The sequence below is a fragment of the Methylocystis borbori genome (assembly GCF_036576025.1).
Taxonomy (GTDB): domain Bacteria; phylum Pseudomonadota; class Alphaproteobacteria; order Rhizobiales; family Beijerinckiaceae; genus Methylocystis; species Methylocystis borbori.
In genome coordinates this window covers 64,098-86,808 of the sequence record NZ_JAZHYN010000004.1, presented here as the reverse complement: position 1 = coordinate 86,808, position 22,711 = coordinate 64,098, and the positions used below count along the sequence as shown (strand labels likewise).

General features: G+C 60.6%; 16 protein-coding genes. 4 read left to right on the top strand and 12 right to left on the bottom strand.

Annotated features, from left to right (window positions below; translation table 11 throughout):
- Nucleotides 1–263: 263 nt before the first annotated feature.
- On the top strand, nt 264–1,241 hold the full coding sequence (locus tag V3H18_RS02460; RefSeq protein WP_332080295.1) for a sensor histidine kinase: 978 nt from the start codon (nt 264–266) through the stop codon (nt 1,239–1,241).
- Between the two features lie 88 nt (nt 1,242–1,329).
- Here the strand turns inward: V3H18_RS02460 and V3H18_RS02455 are convergent, their stop codons facing one another.
- The 5 genes from V3H18_RS02455 to V3H18_RS02435 form a co-directional block, all read right to left on the bottom strand.
- The gene (locus V3H18_RS02455; protein WP_332080294.1) at nt 1,330–2,799 is read right to left on the bottom strand and encodes a multicopper oxidase family protein; all 1,470 of its coding nucleotides are present in this window, start codon (nt 2,797–2,799) and stop codon (nt 1,330–1,332) included.
- A 160-nt stretch (nt 2,800–2,959) separates the two neighbouring features.
- Nucleotides 2,960–5,872, bottom strand: coding sequence for a tetratricopeptide repeat protein (locus tag V3H18_RS02450; protein WP_332080293.1), 2,913 nt, complete (start codon nt 5,870–5,872; stop codon nt 2,960–2,962).
- 56 nt (nt 5,873–5,928) lie between these two features.
- Nucleotides 5,929–7,068 (bottom strand): non-hydrolyzing UDP-N-acetylglucosamine 2-epimerase, encoded by a 1,140-nt coding sequence (gene wecB / locus V3H18_RS02445; RefSeq protein WP_332080292.1) that lies wholly within the window; start codon nt 7,066–7,068, stop codon nt 5,929–5,931.
- 9 nt (nt 7,069–7,077) lie between these two features.
- Nucleotides 7,078–8,211: a UDP-2-acetamido-2,6-beta-L-arabino-hexul-4-ose reductase gene (gene wbjC, locus V3H18_RS02440; RefSeq protein ID WP_332080291.1), complete on the bottom strand. Its 1,134-nt coding sequence runs from the start codon at nt 8,209–8,211 to the stop codon at nt 7,078–7,080.
- A complete protein-coding gene (locus tag V3H18_RS02435) occupies nt 8,208–9,290 on the bottom strand; it encodes a polysaccharide biosynthesis protein (RefSeq protein WP_332080312.1) in 1,083 nt (360 codons plus the stop codon). The genes wbjC and V3H18_RS02435 overlap by 4 nt, the downstream gene beginning before the upstream one ends.
- Before the next feature lie 389 nt (nt 9,291–9,679).
- On the opposite strand from V3H18_RS02435, the gene V3H18_RS02430 reads away from it, so the two are divergent.
- Nucleotides 9,680–10,045 (top strand): 2Fe-2S iron-sulfur cluster-binding protein, encoded by a 366-nt coding sequence (locus tag V3H18_RS02430; protein ID WP_332080290.1) that lies wholly within the window; start codon nt 9,680–9,682, stop codon nt 10,043–10,045.
- A 72-nt stretch (nt 10,046–10,117) separates the two neighbouring features.
- Here V3H18_RS02430 and V3H18_RS02425 read toward each other — a convergent pair whose 3' ends face one another.
- Genes V3H18_RS02425 through kdpF form a run of 6 tightly spaced genes read right to left on the bottom strand, consistent with a single transcriptional unit; the run spans nt 10,118 to nt 18,044 of the window.
- Complete coding sequence (locus V3H18_RS02425; protein WP_332080289.1) at nt 10,118–10,810, bottom strand: response regulator transcription factor; 693 nt, start codon at nt 10,808–10,810, stop codon at nt 10,118–10,120.
- The gene (locus V3H18_RS02420; RefSeq protein ID WP_332080288.1) at nt 10,807–13,509 is read right to left on the bottom strand and encodes a sensor histidine kinase KdpD; all 2,703 of its coding nucleotides are present in this window, start codon (nt 13,507–13,509) and stop codon (nt 10,807–10,809) included. The genes V3H18_RS02425 and V3H18_RS02420 overlap by 4 nt, the downstream gene beginning before the upstream one ends.
- 26 nt (nt 13,510–13,535) lie before the next feature.
- Nucleotides 13,536–14,135 carry a potassium-transporting ATPase subunit KdpC gene (gene kdpC / locus V3H18_RS02415; protein ID WP_332080287.1) on the bottom strand — a complete coding sequence of 200 codons (600 nt, stop codon included), beginning with the start codon at nt 14,133–14,135 and terminating at the stop codon, nt 13,536–13,538.
- A gap of 12 nt (nt 14,136–14,147) precedes the next feature.
- Nucleotides 14,148–16,196, bottom strand: a complete 2,049-nt coding sequence (gene kdpB, locus V3H18_RS02410) for a potassium-transporting ATPase subunit KdpB (RefSeq protein WP_332080286.1) — start codon at nt 16,194–16,196, stop codon at nt 14,148–14,150.
- Between the two features lie 12 nt (nt 16,197–16,208).
- Nucleotides 16,209–17,918 carry a potassium-transporting ATPase subunit KdpA gene (kdpA, locus tag V3H18_RS02405; protein WP_332080285.1) on the bottom strand — a complete coding sequence of 570 codons (1,710 nt, stop codon included), beginning with the start codon at nt 17,916–17,918 and terminating at the stop codon, nt 16,209–16,211.
- A 33-nt stretch (nt 17,919–17,951) separates the two neighbouring features.
- The gene (gene kdpF, locus V3H18_RS02400) at nt 17,952–18,044 is read right to left on the bottom strand and encodes a K(+)-transporting ATPase subunit F (protein WP_332080284.1); all 93 of its coding nucleotides are present in this window, start codon (nt 18,042–18,044) and stop codon (nt 17,952–17,954) included.
- A 635-nt stretch (nt 18,045–18,679) separates the two neighbouring features.
- Between kdpF and V3H18_RS02395 the strand changes: the two genes are divergently transcribed.
- Entirely contained in the window at nt 18,680–18,889 is a 210-nt protein-coding gene (locus tag V3H18_RS02395; protein ID WP_332080283.1) for a hypothetical protein, read from the top strand.
- A gap of 79 nt (nt 18,890–18,968) precedes the next feature.
- On the opposite strand, the gene V3H18_RS02390 is transcribed toward V3H18_RS02395, so the two are convergent.
- Nucleotides 18,969–21,779, bottom strand: a complete 2,811-nt coding sequence (locus V3H18_RS02390) for a glycosyltransferase (RefSeq protein ID WP_332080282.1) — start codon at nt 21,777–21,779, stop codon at nt 18,969–18,971.
- Nucleotides 21,780–22,351: 572 nt separating this feature from the next.
- Between V3H18_RS02390 and V3H18_RS02385 the strand changes: the two genes are divergently transcribed.
- Nucleotides 22,352–22,552, top strand: a complete 201-nt coding sequence (locus tag V3H18_RS02385; protein WP_332080281.1) for a hypothetical protein — start codon at nt 22,352–22,354, stop codon at nt 22,550–22,552.
- Nucleotides 22,553–22,711: the final 159 nt, after the last annotated feature.

Below are 22,711 nucleotides of genomic sequence, written 5' to 3'. Positions count from 1 at the left end.
TATTTCTCGCCGTTGCCCCCAAGCCAATGCGCCGGCAAGGTTCGAAGGTGAATCACGCAGTCGGAGCGCGATATGGCGGCTGCGAACTGACAGACAGCGAAGTCTTTCAAGAGTCCCGGCGACGACGGCGGCCTTTACCTGCAAGTGACCGCTTGCGGCGCGCAGTCGTGAATATTTCGCTTCAAGATCGGCGAAAGTGAAAATATTTAAGAAAGCGACTCAGCCATTTAGGTGGCGAGCGCCCAAATGGGGAATGTCGGCTAATGGCTTGGGCGGGTAAGATTGCTCGCATATCCAATCAGAAGACCGGGCTGACCGCTTGGGCGGCCACGTTAGCGCTATTTGCTCTCAGCCTTGCAATTCGTTTTGCTTTCTCGCCGGTTTTCGAAGGCATCAAGTTCCTGACCTTCTATCCGGCGGTCGCCGCGGCCGGTTTGCTCTATGGTTGGCCGCATGGCCTCGTTGTGCTGTTACTCTCTACGTTGGCGGCATGGTATTGGTTCATGGAGCCATTCGATTCTTTCGCTCTTAACCGCAGCACAACGATTGCCCAACTACTCGGATTTATATTCGTAGCCGGGTTTATTCTCGTCCTGGTCGCGGCTTTGCGTGGGGCTGTTCACCGCCTCGAATATGCAAAGAAGGTGCAAGAGACGCTATTTCAGGACCTGCAACATCGGGTCGCAAATAACCTGCAATTGGTCGTCAGCCTCTTGCGGATAGCCCAACGTAATTTGCAAGACCCTATTCGCGCGGCAGAAACCCTGGATCAGGCCGAAGCGCGCATCATGGCGATGTCTCAACTGCATCGTCATCTGAATGACGGCACGGCATTCGCGAATGGTCTTGAACCGGCTCTGCGCGAGATGCTCCAGAACTCCTTTAAGGATTTGCCGGTAACGGTTCGATTGGAACTCGAAGGCGCCGGCGACCTCTCAATCGAGCAGATGACGGCGGTCGCCTTGCTTGTGAACGAAGCGGCGATGAACTCCGTGAAGTATGCCTTTTCACGCGGGCTTGGCTCGGTCTTTTCCGTCACGCTTTGCCAGAATCCTGGACGCGGGCAGTTACGTCTTCTAATCGAAGATGACGGACCGGGGATCGTCTCGCTGAATGATTCCAAAGAGCAGCCTTCCCTTGGAATGAAAATCATGGAGGCATTCGCCACTCAGCTTGGCGGGGCGCTCGAAATCATTCCCGGAGGCGGGACTCGTTTGTCCGTCGAAATCCACACGCGCTAAACTTCAGGGCGAGAAAACGCCAAAAGCGACAATCGACCCCTTCGCCGAGCATCGTTCCGACGCCCGAGATGATCTCCTGTCAGCGGCGTCATATGTAACGCACCGTCGCGAACATGCCGGCGGCCTGATGGTACAGGAGATGACAGTGGAAAGCCCACCAGCCGGGATTGTTCGCGTCAAATTCGACGACGACGCGGCTTCCGGGCGTCACCAGAACGGTATCGCGCACTGCTCCAGAAAACCGCTCGCCGTCGATCTCCACTACTTGAAACTGGTGCCCATGCAGATGCATGGGGTGAGACATGCGAGTCTTATTCTGGAGCACGAGTTCGACGCGCTCCCCTTCCGCGACGGCCAGCGGCGGAACGTCCTTGTTCCAGCTGACGCCATTGATCGACCAGACATAGCCATTCATTTCGCCGGTCAGATCAACTTGGTGAGTGCGATCTGGCTTGGGGCTGGCGAGCGGCGCGGCAGCCCGCAGCCGCCTTTCCAAGTCGAGGGTGAGCGCAGGCGATGGCTTAAGCGCATTTTCTGAAACGCGGCTCACCGGCGCGCGTCCTGCAACAAGGATCACGCCGGTCTGCCGACGCTCGCCCTCCAAAATCGCGCGTACGGGAAAGGCGGCGGGACGGCGCGGAACTTTGACGAGAATGTCGAGGCGCTGCGCAACCGCGATCGGAAAGCGCTGTCCCGGAACCGGCCGCACGCGGAATCCGTCAACTGCGACAAGCTCGCCGCTAAGAGCCCCAAGATCGAGGTGGTAGGCGCTCATTGACGAGCTGTTGATGACGCGCAGCAGTATCGGCTCGCCGGGCTCGACGCGAATCGTTTCGGGGTCGGCGAGCGTACGCTCGTTGGCGAGGAAGGCGTCATATCTCACGTCGTTCAGGTCCGGGCCCTTGGCCTCGCCTCTCTTGTCGACCCCATCGACCCGCGGCACTTTTGACGGCGAAGTCCCGCTCTTGGCCGCCCCGCTCGGCGTCAGCGACGCCGGCCTCCCGTTTCGCTTCCGCAGCTCGGCATAAATTTGCGCGGCCGGCGTGAAGCTAAAATCCGCCAGCATAATCGTCGCTTCCTGCCGACCCGGCGGGTCGCGTCCATCGCGAATAATCAGCGGGGCGGAGAGCAGAGATTGCTCTTGCAGCCCCTCGTGCGAATGCATCCAGAAGGTGCCGCCAAAGCGCAGCGGGAAGTCATATTCGGCGCTGGCGCCGGGCGAAATGGGCGGCCCGGAAATGCCGGGCACGCCATCCTGGCGCCAGGGAGGCGCCAAGCCATGCCAGTGGATAAGGGTTGGCGCATCGAGTTCATTGTCGACGCGAACGCGGAACCGCCTTCCCACTTCGGTGACAAGCCCCGGCGCGCCGTCGGGTTGGCGAACGCCGAGCACAGACGCCGCTTTTCCGTTCACTTCGATATTGCGCCGCTGCACGCGCAGGATCGTAACCGGCTCGGGTTTTTCCCCGAGAGGCGCGCCGTCCTGCGCCCGCGAGCGATGAGGTAAGGCGACGCAGGCGGCGAAGGCGGAGAACAGGGCGGATCGACGCGACAGCATATGGTCCCCTGCGCCTTGGCTTTGTGTCGCGCGCCTGAACGGGAGGATTCCCGAGGTCACGGCCCATGGCGTTTCGAAGCCGGATTAAAGACTGTCCGTACGGCGGCGGCAAATAGTCTTCGGGCTCTATTGCCTTCGAAAGCGCTAGCCAAAGCAGCGCTTACGATCGCCACTCTTTGTTAATCCAATCCGCGGGGGGAAGGCCAATTAAATGGCGCTGCCACGCCTGGGCGATGAACCATCGAAATTCGGTCGAGCTGTCGGCGCTTTCAACAAAGCGAGCGGCTTTTTCCCTCAGCTCTTCGGCCAGTTGGCTCCGCCAGGCTGAATCTTTCGCGAGCCGGAGGGCGATCTCCAGATACTCGTCACGGTCCCTTGCGGTAAGGCCCGAGACTCCGATGTAGTCGTAAATCGCCGCGGTCCATCGCCCGAACGGGATGCTCGACGGAAGCGTCACGAGAGGAACCCCCAGCATGGTCGCGTCGAAACTCGACGACATGCCGCACAGCGGAAATGAGTCCAAGCAACAGTCGACCGACAATAAGAGGCGATGGGCCTCTTCCTGTTTCAAGCCCGGTAGGAATTTCACCCGCTCGCTTAAAGCGCCAAGCTCTTGTTGAAGTCTCGTTCTCAGCGTCTCGCTAGGGGGAAAGTCGCCGCGGAGAATCACAAGCACGCCATCGGGATCGGCCTCAAGCAGCCTGCGGAAGATGGCGTCCATGTCGGGGTGAATCTTCGGGGGCGTGTTCGCGCAAACGTAAACGCGGTCGCTCGCGCCGACCCCGAGGAGGCGTTTCCTCACCTCGTCTCTTGACTGCCGGGAAATATGGGGTTCGACGACAGGTCTTTCGATGAAATAGGGCGGGTGATCGAGAAAAGCGGCCTTGGTTCGATAGAACGCGCGCGGGTCGTTCGGCTCGGCGGGCTTCCAGGAGATATAGTAGTCGGCGTTCGTGAGACCGTCGGTCCAGTTCGGCTCAAGCAACACCATCTGGAGGTGGGCAAGACGCGCCATCATCGGAAAGAACATGCTCGCCATCGACGGACCGGAAATCACGATGTCGAGTTGCTCGCTCGCAATTGCGTCGATTGCCGCGTAGCTGTCATCGTCCGGAAATGCGACTATACGCTCCGCTCGCTCAATCCAAGTAGCCGCCGCCCGACTTTGACCCCTCAGTCCAGGGCGGAGATAGACTGTCTCGAAGACGGCCGGGTCGAATCCATTCAGCAGGCCAGACATCATCGGCATCGAGTCATGCGTAATGAAGCCGATGCGTATCCTCCTGCCTTGGCCCGGACCGGCGAGGCCGGCCGAAACATGGGCGGCCGTCTGATTGAGCCGCGGCCATGTCTTAAAGGCCAGGTTCTCCAATGCCGCGATTGCCGAGTTGTATCGGTCGATGGCGCCGGAGCAAAAAATATACTGCCAGGGAGTCCAATCTCTCGTCATGTCCTGGATCGGCTCGCGCATTTGGATCGGCCGAAGCGCTAGTGTACGACACGCCTCTGTGAACTCGTCGATTTGCCGCGCTGACCCTTTCGCGCCTGCTTGGATTATGGGAGGCGTCAGCCGAAACAACATCTCCAAGGCCCGTTGCTTCTGCTCGAGTGTGGCGCCGCCTGTGTCGCCCTCCTCGGCCGCCTTGCCGCGAAGCGTCTCCCATAGCTGCGAAGAGAACGGCTCGTCCAAGTCCAAATATCTGCTGGAGAAGACGAGCGCGTTCGCTTGGCTGCTTGGCGTCTCGGCCTCCGCGACCGCATCCAGAAAGGCAGCCTTGACGGCTTCGAATTCGCGCGGAGCGCACATGCGCTGGACGACTTTGTACTTGAGAACAAATGACCCGGTGGCTTTATTTCTTGCCGCCACGCTGTAAAAATCGGCGATTGAGTTGGCGGTCTTGTCGTCCTCAAGGCCCAAGCTCTTCGTGAATCTAGAATACCGTTCGTAATCTGCTTGATTGGCGCAAAGTTGCAGATAGAGGCGTTGCACCTCGACGTGGGGCGAAAATTTCCTCTGGGCGTCCTCCAATATTTCGAGGGCGACGCTTACGCCCGAGAGCCTGAGCGCCGCCGCCGCGGCAAAGAAGGCGTCAAGCGCCGTCAGGCGTGGCCTGTCGATGAGGGTCTGACGAATTTCGCGGGATTCAGAAGCAAACCCGTACCTGTCCATCTTGTCGGCGAGCTGCCAGAGGATGCTTCCGCCATATGGGCTGGAGCCGCCCAGATCTAGCCTGCGCATGACCAGGGAAAGATTCCCCTTCGCGAGGAAGTAGTCGAATAGCTGCAAGTGATGGAGATTGTCCGAAAACTGCGAGAATAGCGCTTCGGCCGCCAGGGGATCGGCCTCGCCGCCGGGATCGACCAACCGCACGATCCGTTCAATTTGCCCCATGCCCAAAGAGATGCGGAAAAGATGCTCGCGTAGATATGCGGCGCCGGGCCACTTTGACAATTCAGCCTCAAGGCGGTCCGCCGCCCCCTCGGGGTTGGAAAGGCGCTCCAAGGAAAGGGCTTTGTAAAGAGCCAACTCCGAATTCTCCGCCGGCCGGGCGGCGAGACTCCGGTAAATCCGGTCGGCGTCCGGCTTGCGGCCAAGCGTTAGCAATATGTCGGACAACCTCCAGAGCGGTATCGTGTCGGGACAGGCGCTGATCATTGCCTCGATCCCGGCATTGGCGACTTGCCAAAAGCCAGCCCTCGCGGCGTAGTGGATCAGGCCGACCTGCGTATTCCAATTTGTCCGTAGCGCGTTCAGGCGCTCGCATGCCTCCTTGCCCGCGCTTGGCTGCAAGGATTTGAGCAGCCGGTCGACTTGGTTTGCCTCGACGCCAACCCGCAGGAAATTTTCCGCAAGGGCGGGCATTCCAGGATATCGAGCGTGCCCGGCCTCCAGGACTTCCAACGCTCGTGACACATTTCCCGTGCGATAGGCCGCCAGACCCACGCTCAGAAAATCGTCCGGCGTCGAAGGTTCGCGACGCGAAATAATATCATAGATCTCATTGGCCGCTTTCGAGTCGTTGGCCAAGATCGCCTTGTCCGCAGCGACCCACAATTCTGCCGTTGACGTCATGCGGAAACCTGCTCGTTTTTCGACGGGAAGCGCCGCGACCGCGCGCTAAAGGGAGATCAATATTCCTTCCAAACCCCCCGCTTCACATAATCAGTGTAACTATGCAATATTTTAAGCACTTTCTCGGACACGTTCCCGACTGAATAGTCGGCGACCTCGCGCGTCGCGCGAAGATCGCCGCGGGGCTCGCCGTCGAGAATGGCGAGGCCCTGACGGATACGATCGATATTGAGTCCCACCATCATCACGGCCGCCTCTTCCATCCCTTCAGGACGTTCGTGCGCCTCGCGTAAATTGAGCGCGGGAAAATTCAATATCGAAGACTCTTCGGTGATGGTGCCGCTGTCCGACAATACGGCCTTCGCGGACATCTGAAGTTTCACATAGTCGAAAAAGCCCAGCGGCTTCATGAGGCGGACGTTGGCGTGAAACGCAACCTTCTTCGCTTCGATACGTTTGCGCGTGCGCGGATGCGTCGAGACAATGATGGGAAGCCGATATTGCTCGGCGAGCGCGTTCAGCGCTTCCGTCAATTGGCTAAAGGCTCGGTCTGAATCGATGTTCTCTTCGCGGTGCGCGCTGACGACAAAATATTGGCCGATGGCAAGGCCCAGCTCCGCGACAATCGGCGAGGCGTCTATGCGCGGCCGATAGTAGTGAAGAACCTCATACAGCGGGCTGCCGGTCTTGATGACCTGGTCTGGAGGCAGCCCCTCGCGCAACAGATACTCGCGCGCGATATGGCTGTAGGTCAGATTGATATCGGCCGTATGATCGACGATTCGCCGGTTGATCTCCTCAGGGACGCGCTGATCAAAACACCGGTTGCCGGCCTCCATATGGAATATGGGTATTCTTCTCCGCTTTGCCGGTATGACCGCCAGACAGCTATTGGTGTCGCCGAGCACCAGCATCGCCTCGGGCTGGCGCTCGGCGAGGGCGCGATCAATGCTGATGATCAGATTGCCTATCATCTGCGCGGGACCGGCGCCCTCTTCCGCGCTGGCGAGGAAAATGTCTGGTTTCCTGAGCTCGAGGTCTTTGAAGAAGACCTCGTTGAGTTCATAGTCGTAGTTCTGGCCCGTATGAACCAGGATGTGGTCGCAGTTCCTGTCCAACGCGGCGATCACCCGAGATAGCCTGATGATCTCGGGCCGCGTGCCGACCACAGTCATGACCCGAAGTTTCTTCGTCATGCAATGCGCCTAGCTGGTGGCATGAGAATAGGTGTCGGGATGCGCCGGATCGAAGACCTCGTTCGCCCAAAGCATCACAACAAGCTCGTCGTCGCCGATATTGGTGATGTCGTGCGCCCAGCCGGGAATGCTCTCGACCACTTCGGCCTTGTCGCCGCTCGTTTGTATCTCATGGTTGCGGCCATCTTGGACGTTATGAAATTTGAAGCGCGCGCGCCCTTTGACGACCAGGAATTTCTCGATCTTGGTATGATGATAGTGTCCGCCGCGAGTGACCCCCGGATGCGCGGTGAAATAGGAGAGCTGGCCGCAATCGGGCGTCTTTAAATATTCAACGAACTTGCCGCGTCGATCGACGTGCTCCCTAAGCGGATAAGAAAAGTCTTCGGGCGGCAGGTAGCTCAGGTAAGTCGAGTACAGCGCCCGAAGGAGCCCCGCGCCGACCCTGCCCGGCGTCAGCGCGCCGCGGCTCTCCTTGAATCGACGAATTTCGTCCGCCACGGCGCCGACGGTCGTATGATACTGGGGCGCGATCGCCTCGAAGCCATTGGCGTCCAAGTTGGAGGCGGCGCCGTCCAGTAGCTGGATAAAGCGCTCCACGACATCGTCGACGTAAACCAGGGTCAGAGACGCGGCGGGATCATGGATGGTCAGCGGCAAGTCTCGGGCCGTGTTGAAGCAGAAGGTGGCGACCGCCGAATTGTAGTTTGGACGGCACCACTTTCCGAAGACGTTCGGCAGCCGGAAGATGTGAGTGGGGATTCCATTCTCGCGCGCGGCCTTGGCGAGAACCGCCTCCGCCGCCCGCTTACTCTGGGCATATAGGCTGTCGTTCCGATCCGCTTGGGCCGACGACGCGAAGAGGATCGGAATCCGACGACCCGTCGCTCGGCTTTCGCGACTCACGGCTTCGCAGAGCGACGCCGTGAAGTCGCGGTTCACCCGCATGAAGTCCGCGGGGTCGTCAGGGCGGTTCGCGCCGGCCAGATGCATGACGAAATCGACGCCGCCCAGAACCTCCGGCGTCCAGCCGGCGCTATTGGAGGAGGTCATGGGCGCCGCCTCGACATCGCGTCGTTCGGAAAGGCGCTGCCTCAGGTTCCGGCCAATGAATCCATCCGCGCCGGTGACGAGGACCTTCACTGATCATCCTCCAACAAAGGAACGCCGGCGACCGCATTGCTGACGATCTCAAGCTTTAGGAGGAGCTCCTTCATGCCGTCGACATCGAGGCGCGTCGTGTTGAAAGAGCTGTAGTCGTCGTCATGCAGGGCGCGTGTCAGCCGCTTCTCGCCCTCATCGATAAACTTCGAGTAATTCAAGTCCCGGCTATCGGGAGGCACGCGGAAGTAACTCGGCAGCTCTTCCGCGCGCGCGCGCTCTTCCCGGCTCAGAAGGCTTTCATGCAGCTTTTCGCCATGGCGCGAGCCGAGAATCCGGACCGGATGGTCCGGCTTTCCCAAAAGGCAGAGTATCGCCTTGGTCAAGGTGTCGACGGTGGCGGCCGGCGCCTTCTGAACGAACATGTCGCCGTTCTTGCCATTGGCGAAGGCGTAAAGAACCAGGTCGATGGCGTCCTCCAATGTCATCATGAACCGCGTCATTTCCGGATCAGTGATGGTGATCTGCGCGCCCTCAAGAGCTTGCTGGAGAAACAAAGGAATGACCGAACCGCGAGAGGCCATGACATTGCCGTAGCGGGTGCCGCAAATCACTGTGCCGACGCCTTCGAGGTTGCGGCTTGCAGCCACCATAACCTTCTCCATCATCGCCTTGCTGATGCCCATGGCGTTGATGGGATAGACGGCTTTGTCGGTGCTCAAACAGACAACGCGACTGACGCCGGCGGCGATAGCGCTATTGAGGACATTGTCCGTGCCGACGACGTTGGTGAGAACCGCCTGCATCGGGTGAAACTCGCAAGATGGAACCTGCTTTAGCGCGGCCGCATGAAAGACGAAATCGACGCCGCGCATCGCGACGGTAAGGCTCGTCCGATCCCGAACATCCCCGATATAGAACTTGAGCTTCCGGCTATTGTACTTCTTCCGCATGTCATCTTGCTTTTTCTCGTCACGGCTGAAAATGCGTATTTCGCCGATGTTCGTATCGAGAAACCGGCGAAGAACCGCGCGCCCGAATGAGCCCGTTCCACCGGTGATCAACAGCGTCCGGTCTATAAACTCTTGCGCCGGATGAAGTGTTTCAAGCTTGATGGACATGTAATTAGGCCCAGTATTTTGAGTTGCTGCATCGCTGATCTGAGCGGCAAAATAAATGGCGGAAGTCCTGTTTTTAAATCGGCGCCGCGATTCGGGATAGGCCACATGATTTTGGCGGGCAAGCAAATCCTGCCTATTGAACATTATCTAGGCATCGAGATGTAACCCCTCGCATTCGCGGTCGGGGGCCTTTGACGTTCCGAAGTCTCGCACAAGAGCGCATGGGCGCCGCGGCCCGGTCGCCCCGAACTGGCGGGGCCCGGACCGGGACAGATGAAATCCGGTCTCCTTCCTGCGGCAAATAGTCCCCCGAGTTCGCGCCACATGGCCTGCGGCGCCTCGGCTGTGTATGAAGGTCGTCGAGCGGCGCCGAAACGAGGGAATATTTTATGCCCAATGTGACGTTCTCTTCTCCCATTCTTCACAAGGATCTGACCGTCTATGCGATCGCCGGCGATACATCCACGGTGCTCGCCGTCGCCGAGTCGCACAAGGTTCCGATCCCGCATGATTGCAAGGACGGAGAATGCGGCTCGTGCCTGATTGAAGTCGTGACTCTGACTGGCAAGACCATGGGCTCGCATCTCACCGAGAAAGAGAAGAGCCTGCTCAAATCGCTCGGCAAAATCACCGCCGAGGAAATCCGCGTGGCCGAGGTGGACGACATCGCGCCGAAGTTTCGCCTCGCCTGTCAATATGTCGTGCGCGATCAGGACATTCTCGTGAAATTCACCGGCGAGCCGGGCGGCGCGTAAGATAGCGCCTTCGCGGCTTCAGCGGGCGCGGCGCGGCGGCGCGCCCGCCGGCGCCGTGAAATAGAGAATGCGTCATTCCGAATCGGCGAATCGATAGCCGACGCCCGGCTCGGTGAGGATGATTTTCGGGGTCGACGCGCTCTCCTCAATCTTCGCCCGCAATTGGCCGATGAAGACGCGCAAATATTGGCTGTCGTTCTGATGCGCCGGCCCCCAGACGGCCTTCAGGATTTCCCTATGCGTCAGCGGCCTTCCCGCATGGCGCGCGAGAAAGGCGAGCAGGTCGAATTCCTTCGGCGTCAGCTTGATCGGCGCGCCGTTCTTCGTCACGAGGCGTTTGACCGCATTCACCACGAGGCCGTCCGCGGCGACCACGCGCTCGGACTCCAAAGCCGTATCCCGCGAATGGCGCAGGGCCGTGCGCATGCGCGCTAATAGCTCGCCCATCGCGAATGGCTTTTCGACATAATCGTCGGCTCCAAGATCGAGCGCCATGATCTTTTCGGATTCGCGGTCGCGCGCCGACAGGACGATCACCGGCGTAGGCGTAAAAATGCGCAATTTGCGCAAGACTTCCTTGCCGTCGATATCCGGAAGGCCGAGGTCGAGTATGATGAGATCTGGCGGCTGCGCCGCCGCCGCGGCCAAAGCCTCGCGGCCGGTCGCCGCCTCCCGCACCTCATAGCCGCTCGCGACCAAGGACGGGCGCAAGACGCGCAGGATTTGCGGCTCGTCGTCGACGACAAGCACCGCCTCGCCGCTCACGCCGCTTCTCCCTGTTTCGTTTCTGTCGCCGCAGGAAAGCGCATGACGATCCTTGTCCCCCGGCGCCGGACTGCGGGACTTTGCGCGACGATCGTTCCGCCCATGGCGTTGACCAGTCCGCGACAAATCGAGAGGCCGAGGCCGGTTCCCGCCTTGCGGCCGTCGACGCGACCGCTACGATAGAATTTCTCGAAGATGCGCTCGAGGTCCGAGGTCTTCACGCCGGGCCCTTCGTCGGTCACGGTGACGATCACATCGGCCCCCTCGCGGCGAGCGTGGATGATTGCGCCGGTCGGCCCGCCATATTTATGGGCGTTGTCGACTAGATTGAAGAGAACCTGACCGAGTAGATTGGCGTCGCCGCGAATGGGCGGCAAGTCGGGCGCGATGCTGATCGACGTCTTCCGTCCGGGAAATGTCTTTTTGCATCTTTCGACGACGCCGCGCGCCACCTCCGCCACATCCACGAGGTCGCGGCGCGGCGCCAGCGCCCCCGACTCGATGCGGGACATGTCGAGCAGATTGGCGATGAAGCGCGACAAGCGCCCGGCCTCTTCCTCGATCGATAAGAGCAGATCCTTGCGATCCTCCGGCGAAAGCTTCTCGCCGAGCTGACGCAGGCTGGTGACGGCGCCGGTGATCGAGGTGAGCGGCGTGCGCAGATCATGCGACAGGGCCGAGAGCAGAATCGTCCGCAATTTTTCGTTTTCTTCCAAAGCCGCGGCCCTGACCGACTCGCCAACGAGCATCTGTCGATCGATGGCGATCGCCGTCTGCTCGATGAGCGAAGCAATCGTGCTTTCCGCCGCAGCGGAAAAAGGTTCGTCGCGCGTCTTGGGCTCGATCCCGCAAACGGCGACGACTCCTCGCGCCGTGGCGAGAGGCCGGAACTGAAAACGCACATTGGGCAGCGTATCCGTCCGCCATCCCGCCGGCTCGTTCTTCTCAAACGCCCAGCGGGCGGCGGTGGCCTCGCCCGCGTCCAACTGGTCCATCGGCGGCCAGGCGGCGGCCAGCCTCAGACCGGCTTCATCGGGAACCAGCAGGATGACCGAAGTCGCCTCGCCGGCCTTTTGGATCTGAAGCGCCGACACCCAGAGAATGTCGTCGAGCGCCGTTATCATCGACAGCTTGCGCGAGAACTCAAAGAGCGACTGCGCGGCTTGCGATCGCAGGCGCATGTAATGCGCATAGTCGCGCATTTTGCTCGCGAGCATGCCGGTGATGACGGCGACGACGAGCGCGACAAGAAGCGCGAGAAACTCCTGCGGCTGCGAAATCGTGAATTCATAACGCGGCTCGAAGAAGAAGAAGTCGCAGGCGAAAAAGGAAAGAACCGCCGCGATGATGGCCGACCAAATTCCAAAGCCGGCGGCGCAAAGAACGACGGGAAGCAGGAAGATCACCGAAAGATTGGGCGGGCGAAGCCATTGGTCGAGCGCATATCCAATCAAAACCGTGATCGTCACGGCGAGCGCGGCCATGCCGGCGGCTCGCCACGTCTGCGGCAGGCTCGGCAATTTCCATCGCGCCGGCTCGGCTTGCGGCGCGCCTTCTTCCTGAATGACGATGTGGACGGCGATGTCGGTCGACCGCCGGACGATGTCGTCGGTCAGCGACCCTCGAAACCATCTGGAGAGCGGGGCGGCGCGCGAACGACCGAGAACGATCTGCGTTATATTCTCGCGTCTCGCGAAACGGAGCACCTCGCCCGCGAGATCGTCTCCCGAGAGGCGCTCGACTTCGGCGCCGAGCCGCTCCGCCAGCCGGAGCGCCCGGTCGATGTTTCTGACAGCCTCCGCGGATGGCTCCCCTTGGCTCGCGCGTTCGACATAAAGCGCGATCCAGGAGGCGTTGAGGCCCGTCGCGAGGCGCGCGGCGGCGCGAACGACGGCCTCGGACGCTGCGTCGCGGCCAACGCAAACCAGTAAGCGTTCCGCCGTCGCCCAGGGCCCTTCGATCGCCCCCTGACGCAGGAAATCGACCATTTGGTCGTCGACGCGTTCGGCCGTCCGCCGCAACGCAAGTTCGCGCAAGGCCGTGAGATTGCGCGGCGTGAAGAAATTCTGCGTCGCCCGCCGCGCGGTCTCGGGAACATAGACCTTGCCCTCCTTCAATCTCTGGAGCAGTTCGCCCGGGGTGATGTCGACCAGAATGACATCCGCCGCGTCCTGAAGGACGCGATCCGGCACCGTCTCGCGCACGGCGACGCCGGTGACGCGCGAGACGACGTCGGCGAGGCTTTCGAGATGCTGGACGTTGAGGGTCGTCCAAACGTCGACGCCCGCGTCGAGCAGCTCGTCGACGTCCTGCCAGCGTTTGGGGTGACGGCTATCGGGCGCGTTGGTGTGGGCGAGTTCGTCGACGAGGATCAACTGGGGCTTGCGCGCCAGGGCCTCGTCTATGTCGAATTCCTCGATGATCCGGCCGCGATATTCGCATTTGCGGCGCGGCAGCGTCTCGAGGCCGTTGAGCAGCGCCAGCGTTTCGAGGCGCCCATGGGTTTCCGCGACCCCGACCACAATATCGACGCCATCCGCCTTCGCGGCTTGCGCGCGCGCCAGCATCGCATAGGTCTTGCCGACGCCGGGCGCCGCGCCGAGGAAGACGCGCAGCTTTCCTCGGCCCTCCTTGTCGCTCAAGGCAAGGAGCGCGTCGGGGTCGGGTCGGCGGTCGAAGTCTCCCTCGTCGCGCGGCAAAGACGGCTACCCTCCGAGTCTCAGCCTCATTCTAAGAGGTCCAGCGCCATATTGAGCAAGAGCACATTTACGCGCGGTTCGCCGATCACGCCAAGAAAGCGCCCCTCTGTGTTGGCTTCGACAAGGGCGCGCACCCGCGTCTCGCTGAGGTTGCGCGCCTTGGCCACGGTCGGGGTCTGCGCCAGCGCGAATTGCGGCGAAATATGCGGATCGAGCCCGGAGGCGGAGGTCGTCACGGCGTCGGCGGGAACGATATCGATGCGGCCGGCGGCGAATTCAGCCTCGATCGCGGCATTGACGCGATCGACAAGCTTTTTCGAGGTCGGCCCCAGATTGGAGCCCATCGAATTCGCGGCGTTATAGGGCGCGTCGACCATCTTCGAAGGGTCGGCCGGATCGGAGCCGGTCGTCGCCGAAGGCCGGCCGTGAAAATAGCGGTCGGAAGTAAAGTTCTGGCCGACCAGCGCCGAGCCGACGACTTTTCCGTCGCGTTCGATCAGGCTGCCGTTCGCTTGCGTCGACAGGGCGAGTTGGGCGACGCCGGTGATCGCAAGCGGATAGGCGACGCCGGTGAGCGCGGTGAAAAGAACGATCATGACGATCGCCGGACGGAGATGGGAGAGCATCGGACGACTTCCTTACGCGAGATGCATCGCCGAGACGGCGAGATCGATGAGCTTGATGCCGATGAAGGGCGCGACGACGCCGCCGAGCCCGAAAATCAGGAGATTGCGGCGCAACAGGGCGGCGGCGCCCACCGGGCGGTATGCGACGCCCTTCAGCGCGAGCGGTATGAGCGCGATGATGATGAGGGCGTTGAAAATCACCGCCGAGAGAATCGCCGATTGCGGCGAGGCGAGCTTCATGACGTTCATCGCCTCCAATTCGGGATAGGCGACGACGAAGAGCGCCGGAATGATCGCGAAATATTTGGCGACGTCATTGGCGATCGAAAAGGTCGTCAGCGATCCGCGCGTCATGAGCAGCTGTTTGCCGATGGCGACGATCTCGATGAGCTTCGTTGGATCGCTGTCAAGATCGACCATATTGCCGGCTTCGCGCGCCGCCTGCGTGCCGGTCTGCATCGCGACGCCCACATCCGCCTGCGCGAGCGCCGGCGCGTCATTGGTGCCGTCGCCGCACATGGCGATGAGGCGGCCGCCCTGCTGCTCCTTGCGAATATAAGCGAGCTTATCCTCCGGCTTGGCTTGCGCGATGAAGTCGTCGACTCCCGCTTCGCCGGCGATCGCCGCGGCGGTAATCGGATTGTCGCCAGTCACCATCACCGTCTTGATGCCCATGGCGCGCAGGGCGGCGAAGCGCGACTTTATGTCGGGCTTGATGATGTCCTTGAGATGAATGACGCCCAATAGCCGGCCGTTTTCCGACACGGCGAGCGGCGTGCCGCCGGCGCGCGAGATACGCTCGACGGCGCGCTCGAAATCGACGGGGACGGACTGCGCATGCGCGGCGATCGCATCCACTGCCCCCTTGCGCAGCGTCCGGCCGGGAAGATCGACTCCGGAAATGCGCGTATGGGCGGAAAAGGGCACGATCTGCGCCTCCGGGCCGAGCTTGGGCGTCGTAAAGCCTACGACGCTCTTGGCCAGTGCGACGATCGACCGGCCTTCCGGCGTTTCATCCGCGAGCGAGGCGAGCAGAGCGGCTTCGACGAAGGCCTGCTCCGAAACGCCCTGGACGGGAACGAACTCGTCCGCCATGCGATTGCCGAAGGTGATGGTGCCGGTCTTGTCGAGAAGGAGCGTGTCGACGTCGCCCGCCGCCTCCACCGCGCGGCCCGAGGTGGCGATGACGTTGAAGCGGATCAACCGATCCATGCCGGCGATGCCGATCGCCGACAGGAGACCGCCGATGGTGGTCGGGATCAAACAGACAAGCAGCGCGATCAACACCGTGATCGAAAGCGTCGCCCCGGAATAGACCGCGAGCGGCCACAGGGTCACGCAGACAATCAGAAAAATGATCGTCAGTCCGGAGAGGAGGATCGACAGCGCGAGCTCGTTTGGCGTTTTCTGTCGCTGCGCGCCCTCGACGAGCGCGATCATGCGATCGATGAAGGTCGAACCGGGCGCGGCGGTGATCTTCACCTTGATCCAGTCGGAGAGAACCGTCGTGCCGCCGGTTACGGCGGAACGGTCGCCGCCCGCCTCGCGAATGACCGGCGCGGATTCGCCCGTGATCGCGGATTCGTTGACGGAAGCGACGCCCTCGATGACTTCGCCGTCGCTCGGGATGAGGTCGCCCGGCTCGACCAGCACCACATCGCCAGGCTTGAGGTCGAGCGCGGAGACCCCCTCATAGACCTCTTTCATCCCGCTTTTGTTTTCGGGATCGATCAGCCGTCGGGCCTGCGTGTCGCTGCGCGTCTTGCGCAGCGCGTCCGCCTGGGCCCTGCCGCGTCCCTCGGCCACCGCCTCCGCGAAATTCGCGAAAAGCACGGTGAACCAGAGCCAGGCGGCGATCTGCCCGGAGAAAAAGGCGGCGCCGTTCTGCGCGAGTAGATCGCGCAGGAAGAAGGCGGTCACGACCGCCGAGACGACTTCCGTGACGAAGATCACCGGATTGCGCGCGAGACGGCGCGGATCGAGTTTCTTCAGCGCGTCGACGGCGGCGCGTTTTATGATCGCGGCGTCGAACAAGCCGGGAGCGGCGACTTTATGCGACATTGGAGTTGCTCCTTAGAAGGTCTTGCCGGCGAGCATCAGGAAATGCTCGACGATCGGCCCGAGCGCGAGCGCCGGGAAATACTGCAGCAGATAGAGGATGATGATCACGCCGAGCAGCAGGCCGATGAAGAGCGGCCCATGCGTCGGGAAGGTTCCCACCGAGGCGGCGACCTTCTTTTTCGCCGCGAAGGAGCCTGCGATCGCCAATACGGGGATGACGAAGGCGAAGCGTCCAAGCAGCATGGCGACGCCGAGCGTCGTATTGTACCAGAGCGTATTGCCCGTCAGTCCGGCAAAAGCCGATCCGTTATTGTCGGTCGCGGAGGCGAAGGCGTAGAGGATCTCGGAGAGCCCGTGCGGCCCGGCGTTGTTCAGACTGTCGAGGCCGGTCTTGAGCATCACCGAAGCGCCGGTGAAGCAAAGCACGCTCAAGGGATAGATCAGCACCGCCAGCATTGCGAGCTTCATCTCTCGCGCTTCGATCTTCTTGCCGAGATATTCCGGCGTGCGTCCGACCATGAGGCCGGCGACGAAAACCGCGATGATCGCCAGCAATAAGAAGCCATAGAGGCCGGCGCCGACGCCGCCCGGCGCGATGCTGCCCATCAGCATGTTGAACAGCGGAATGAGCCCGCCGAGCGGCATGAAGGAGTCGTGCATCGCATTGACCGCGCCACAACTCGTGCCCGTCGTCGACGCCGCGAAAAGCGCGCTCGTCGCGACGCCGAAGCGGACTTCCTTGCCTTCCATATTGCCGGGCGACGAATCGACGCCGATATCGGTCAGCAAAGGGTTTCCGCTCGCTTCGGCCCAATAGGCGACCAGAACGCCGGCGACGAGCACGATCAGCATGGCGATGGCGATGGCGCGGCCCTGGCGAAAATCGACGACGGAGCGCCCGAAGGCGAAGGCCGTCGCAAAGGGGATGACAAGTAGAGCCCAAATCTCCAGCATGTTGGACAAGGCGCTCGGGCTCTCGAAAGGATGCGCCGAATTGGCGTTGAAGAAGCCGCCGCCATTGGTGCCGAGCTCTTTGATCGCCTCCTGGCTGGCGACAGGCCCGATCGAAAGGACCTGTTTCGCGCTTTCCAGGGTGCTCGCTTCGATAGAGCCCTGGAGCGTCTGCGGAACGCCGAGCGCGACAAGGACGAGCGCGACGACGATCGAGATCGGCAGCAGCACATAGAGCGTTGCGCGCGTCAGATCGACCCAGAAGTTGCCGACCGTCGGCGACTCGGCGCGGGCGAAGCCGCGCGCCAGCGCGAAGGCCATGGCGAGGCCGGTCGCGGCCGAGAGGAAATTATGCACGGTGAGGCCGAGCATCTGGGTGAGATGACTCATCGTCGTCTCGCCGCTGTAGTTCTGCCAGTTGGTGTTGGTGACGAAACTGATCGACGTGTTGAAGGCGAGATCGGCGGGAACGCCGCCGAAACCCTGCGGGTTCAGCGGCAAAACGCCTTGCAAACGTTGCAAGGCGAATAGCGAAAGAAATCCGACGAGGCTGAAGGCGAGCATCGCCATCGTATAGGCAAGCCAGCTTTGCTCCTGCGCGGGATCGACGCCAGCGCATCTATAGAAGGCGCGCTCGACGGGCGCGAGCGCGGGCGTCAGCAGGCTGCGCTCGCCGTTCAGGACGCGCGATATGTAGCCGCCGAGCGGCGCAGCCGCGACGATCACGGCGATCAGGACGATGGCGATCTGCGCCAGCCCAATGGCGGTCATGGCTAATACCCGGCCTGCGCCGGGCCTCCATAATTAGAATTTTTCGGGGTGAAGCAGCGTATAGGCGAGATAAACGCCGAGAAGTACGGCGACGATCAGGCCCGTGACGGGTTCGGACATGCCCATCTCTCCTCTGAGCGAGTTCCGAAAAAGTCGACAGACTTTTTCGGAGCTTGCTCCGGTAAATTGCTTTGGCGGGATTTCCGTCGATGGGACGATTCCGCCTAGCCGGGAAAGGCGCTAGAGGCGCCCGCACGCCCGCGCATAGGCGCCGACAATCGCGAAAAGAACGACGCCGAAGCCGACAAACACAAGGTCTAACATGGTCATTTCCTACTTTCGCAGCCGGCAACAAATCCCGAGGAGCCCGCGGCGTCCGTGATTATGTAAGAGGCCGTTCGCCATTAGAATGACGAAGGCCACGACGCCGAGGCCGAGGATAGATTCAGGCATGTTTGCCTCTCCCATCGCTGTCGCGGTCGCGCCTTCGCCTTCGCCAAAGCGGATCGAACGACGCGAAACATGCGGGCGAAGGACATAAAGGCGCTATTAGGATTTCTTTCGTGAGACGAGCCCGGGGGCGAAATGATTTCCCCGGCCGCCGCCGAGCCCCTCGCCGGGCGAGCGCTCCCTCAATCCGGCAATGCCGGACTTTAGAGAGTCGACCGAAGGCGTTCGCTGGCGCGGCGTTGGTCCTCCCAGGCGAAAGAAAAACGTGCTATATGTTCGCGGCATAGCCATCGGCCAAAAGGGGTAACCATATGCGTTACGTTCTTGCCGCAATCTTTGTTTGCTCCGCCTCCCTGCCCGCAGCGGCCACGCCCCCGATCAGCCTTCATCCGGTCTCGGCGTCGAAGGCCGATCCGATAGCGCAGATCGCGAAGCGCAATCGCCAGACTTCGACGCAGCGGAGCGGCCGCAATAGTAGCGGCAGCGGCATCCATCCCTTGGTCGGATCCGGCGACTACTAACATCGACGCCATGACCCGCGAGAGAGGCGGAGCTTCAGGACTAGAGGCGGCTCGACAACCATATCGAGCCGACCCGCCGCTACTCGAGCGTTTCGAAGATTATGTCGGATTTCTCGTCGCGGGGCAGAATAAAAGTCAGCGTATCCGAAGGCCAACGAATGTCGAAGCATACGATCGTCGGCGAGAGCCGTTCTCCAAAAGCATAAGACCCGTCGCCGCCTTTTAGCAGGACGTGGGTTGGGCGAGCGCTATCCACAGAGACGCGCGACGCGACGGATGAATGTTCTGGCGTCCGAACTGTGACTTCACAGCACCATTCGATCTCATCGATATGCGCGGTTATGTCGCTATGATTGTCCAGCAGGGCGACTTTAAAATTCGTTGTCGTCGGAATTCGCCGCCGTCTCTCCCTGCGAGGGCCGAAACCGCGCCACCCCCTGGCCTTTTGTATCCCAAAAAGCGTGAAACCGAGCGGCTCGTCCACCGAGAGGTTATGATGCTCGATAACGTCGGGTCTTTTGCTGCGCACATACGCAATCGTTTCGAAGGCTTCCTCATCCACGACGAATGATCGGGGAATGATCGGCTTTCCTCCATTTACATAGGCCCACCCTCTCAACGCCACCGCTGGAGTCGACGCCTCGCGCGAGGGCGTAACGAAAATCTTCTCCCGCACCTTTTGCGCGGAGGGCCGAGCCAATCCCGAGGCCAGGGCCAACATTTTTTCGCGTTGATTATAATCCATGACGCCGATCTCGATGGCGTCAGCGACTCGGCCAATCGTAAACGCGAGGTCGGATAATTTCCTGCGCGCCTCCACTGAAGCGGGATCAAGCGGGATGAGCTGCTGATGAATGTCGGATGCGGGGCTTCTTTCAAGGTCGGACCAGAGCTGATCGAGAACCTGCTGCCCGACGCTGCGTCGCTGCGCATAGCGCAGCAAATCCGCATTCAATCGCGGCTTCTCCTCGTCAACCAGAGCAAAGAGCCGTTCGTGATTACGCAGGACGTTGCCTGTGGCCAGCATGCCGCTCGCGCTCAGGCGGTAATTGAAAAGAGGTTCGGGAACGATCCCCATTTTGACGCCGCGAAGGAACGCCCTGAGGAACAGCTCCCAATCTTCCCAGCCGACGCCGTGGAGTTCGGTGAAGCCTCCGAGCGCTTCGAAGGCGCTGCGCCTGATAAGCGCGTTTGCGTCGCCGAACCGATTGCGGAAGAAAGAAAATACGCCCCCGATCCCAATTGGGAAGAACTTCATTTTTTTACGAGTCTGCGGGAGACGTTCCTCGCCGGCGCGGAAAACCCAATATTGACTTGTCAGAATGTCGCATCCGGAACGCTGGGCGGCGGCCACAAAGGTCTCGACCTCGGTCGGCTCTGCGAAATTGTCGTCGTCGTGGAACAGCACATATTCGCCCTTGGCGTGCGACGCAGCGAGATTTCGAGCCGCGCCCAGATATTTGTTCTTTGATCTGACAACCTTGATGGGAAAACGGTGCGTCCGGCTTTCGAGCGAGTCGAGGTAGGCGTGCGCATCGGGACGTTCGCTGCCATCGTCCACGATGATAATCTCGATGTTATCGTAGGTCTGGGACATCAACGCCTCGAGAGCGTGGCGCAGCGTCGCCGGGCGTTCGTAATGAGCCATGCAGATCGAGACGAGCGGATGCATCGGCTCCTCGGCGGGAGAAGGGACAGGTCCGCTGTCGAGCGATCCGAGCCATTCCCGCCAATCTTGAGCGATGGTCTTCGGGATAAACGACGATCGTATGGACGGCAGCCCGTCTGTCCAACAACGATACAGCGCTTCGGCGAGCGCCTGCGGCGTTGGAAGCGTCATGCAGTGCGCTTGACACTCGGACGCAATGAGTTCGGAAACGCCGCCAACGTCGGTCGTCAGAAACGGCGCGCCGATCGTCAAGCATTCGCCGATGACGCAAGGGCTGTTTTCGATCAGCGACGGCATTACGCAGAGCGCCGCCCTCGAATGAAGAATGCGCGACAGCGCCTGCTCCTGATCGAGATGGTCATAAAAACGGATGCGTCCCGCATAACCAGGAAGCTTGCGAAAAACGTAAGAGCCGCTGAACTCCTGGCCTACGCGGTCGAACCGTCCGATAAAGGTGAGGTCGGGCTGGTAGGACTTTGGCATACGAGCGACGGCGTCGACGAAAAGATCAAAACCCTTGCGGCGCTCGTGACGCCCGAAAAAAATGAGCTCCGAAATCGTCTGGGGGGAAACCGCCCGGGTGGAGAATGGCGTTCCGGGCAGGACGTCCGAACCGCAAACCCATTGCGGCAACACCCAATTGATCTTCCTGGCCGTGGGCAACGACAGTCCTGAATTTCTATAGTATTCGAGCAAATAATTACTCGGCGATATGATGATATCCGAGTTCTCAATTTGCGAGTTTTCAATGCCTTCGCGCTCGTAATCCTCTATCTCCGGAAAATACAGATTGTGCCGCCGCACCCATTCCGAGCTGCCATGCAGATGCGTGACAATTCGCGATTTGAGCAGGCCCTGGCGACGCGCCATCGCGCAGAAAAATCCGGAGCCCATCCATTCGTTGAAATGAAGAACTTCATATTCCTTGTCTTTCAGGAAGCGATAGACGCAAAAGGCTTTAGATATCGCGTCGACGGGGGCGTCGACAGCCCGGTCTTGTCGGAAGACATCGGAAAGAAAAATGAAATTGGGGAGAACAGACGTTTTTTTGGCGTTGATCGCGTTTTGGGACGAGCAGGATAAATCCGTTATCAGAACGTCTACCGTCAAGCCTTGACGGATCAGCAGCCCGGCGAGTCCATTTGAGCAGGCTCCAATCCCTCCGCTGCGGTTCACGCCAGAATATTCTTCCGTGACGATACAGTGTCGAACTGAGCTCAATTACGTCCCTCAGACTGTTCTTTAGGGGCAGGCTCTACAACGCCATAGGCGCGCATCTGCGCGGCCATGTGAAAGTGATTCAGAAAGCCGAAATTCCGCCCGGGCGTTGCGGCTCGGCGCCGAACCCCAAAATCGCCCGATCTATTTTTCAAGGTTGCTCTTAAGCCGAGAGGCGCCACCCCGTCATCCTCACGCTTACTCGAAATTCACTGAAAACGCCTTGTATTGTTTTGGGTTGACATTACGTTTCGTGAATTAAACTTGCAACAGCAAAGGCTTTACTCCCTAATACAATCGGCAGGTCATTAATCCTTGCTGCCGCGCCTTTGCTCGCTCTGACGGGATATCAGACATAATAAGGATCGAGCAACCGGAAAAGTTGGAACGATTTCCGATCCTCCCAGGCCGTTCGTACGCCGCCGCGCGAAGAGAGACGCTAACGGCAAAACTCACTGGTTTCAGGGGTGCGGCGTTGACTAAAGTGGGGGCGTGGGGCGCCTCGACGGCCTCATTCTTCTCTTGCCGCCGCTGGCCGAGCCCTAGTTCTCGGCGAAGGGGCCTGTCGGAGCTGGATGAGACGCATCGCTCTTCGCCTCTTTGATCAAGAGCGCAAGCTGCTTCTTAAGGAGCGGGCCTTGTATATGATGAATATGATAACCTTCCTGATTGAGGCGTTTGATAAGATCAGGGACGCAATTGCATTGGCCCGAGCGGGCGAGTTCGAAGGCATGTTCCAGGGTTGTCTTATTTTTATCCATGGCGCTCCGCCCTAACCGTAACGTCTGCGACATTAAGTAGGAGCGATTAAGCCCACGTCAAAAAGCCGGGCGCTTTTCGACCGGACTGCCCCCTTCATAAAATAGACGGCGCGCCCACATCGGCGCATCGATCGGACGCGCCGCGAGAGCGTGGCCATAACGCCGCGACAAGGT

Bases quoted from the DNA above. Each gene is read 5' to 3' on its own strand.
- V3H18_RS02460 (WP_332080295.1), top strand. From the start codon at position 264: ATGGCTTGGGCGGGTAAGATTGCTCGCATATCCAATCAGAAGACCGGG.
- V3H18_RS02455 (WP_332080294.1), bottom strand. From the start codon at position 2,799: ATGCTGTCGCGTCGATCCGCCCTGTTCTCCGCCTTCGCCGCCTGCGTC.
- V3H18_RS02450 (WP_332080293.1), bottom strand. From the start codon at position 5,872: ATGACGTCAACGGCAGAATTGTGGGTCGCTGCGGACAAGGCGATCTTG.
- wecB (WP_332080292.1), bottom strand. From the start codon at position 7,068: ATGACGAAGAAACTTCGGGTCATGACTGTGGTCGGCACGCGGCCCGAG.
- V3H18_RS02435 (WP_332080312.1), bottom strand. From the start codon at position 9,290: ATGTCCATCAAGCTTGAAACACTTCATCCGGCGCAAGAGTTTATAGAC.
- V3H18_RS02430 (WP_332080290.1), top strand. From the start codon at position 9,680: ATGCCCAATGTGACGTTCTCTTCTCCCATTCTTCACAAGGATCTGACC.
- kdpC (WP_332080287.1), bottom strand. From the start codon at position 14,135: ATGCTCTCCCATCTCCGTCCGGCGATCGTCATGATCGTTCTTTTCACC.
- kdpB (WP_332080286.1), bottom strand. From the start codon at position 16,196: ATGTCGCATAAAGTCGCCGCTCCCGGCTTGTTCGACGCCGCGATCATA.
- kdpA (WP_332080285.1), bottom strand. From the start codon at position 17,918: ATGACCGCCATTGGGCTGGCGCAGATCGCCATCGTCCTGATCGCCGTG.
- kdpF (WP_332080284.1), bottom strand. From the start codon at position 18,044: ATGGGCATGTCCGAACCCGTCACGGGCCTGATCGTCGCCGTACTTCTC.
- V3H18_RS02395 (WP_332080283.1), top strand. From the start codon at position 18,680: ATGCGTTACGTTCTTGCCGCAATCTTTGTTTGCTCCGCCTCCCTGCCC.
- V3H18_RS02385 (WP_332080281.1), top strand. From the start codon at position 22,352: ATGAGACGCATCGCTCTTCGCCTCTTTGATCAAGAGCGCAAGCTGCTT.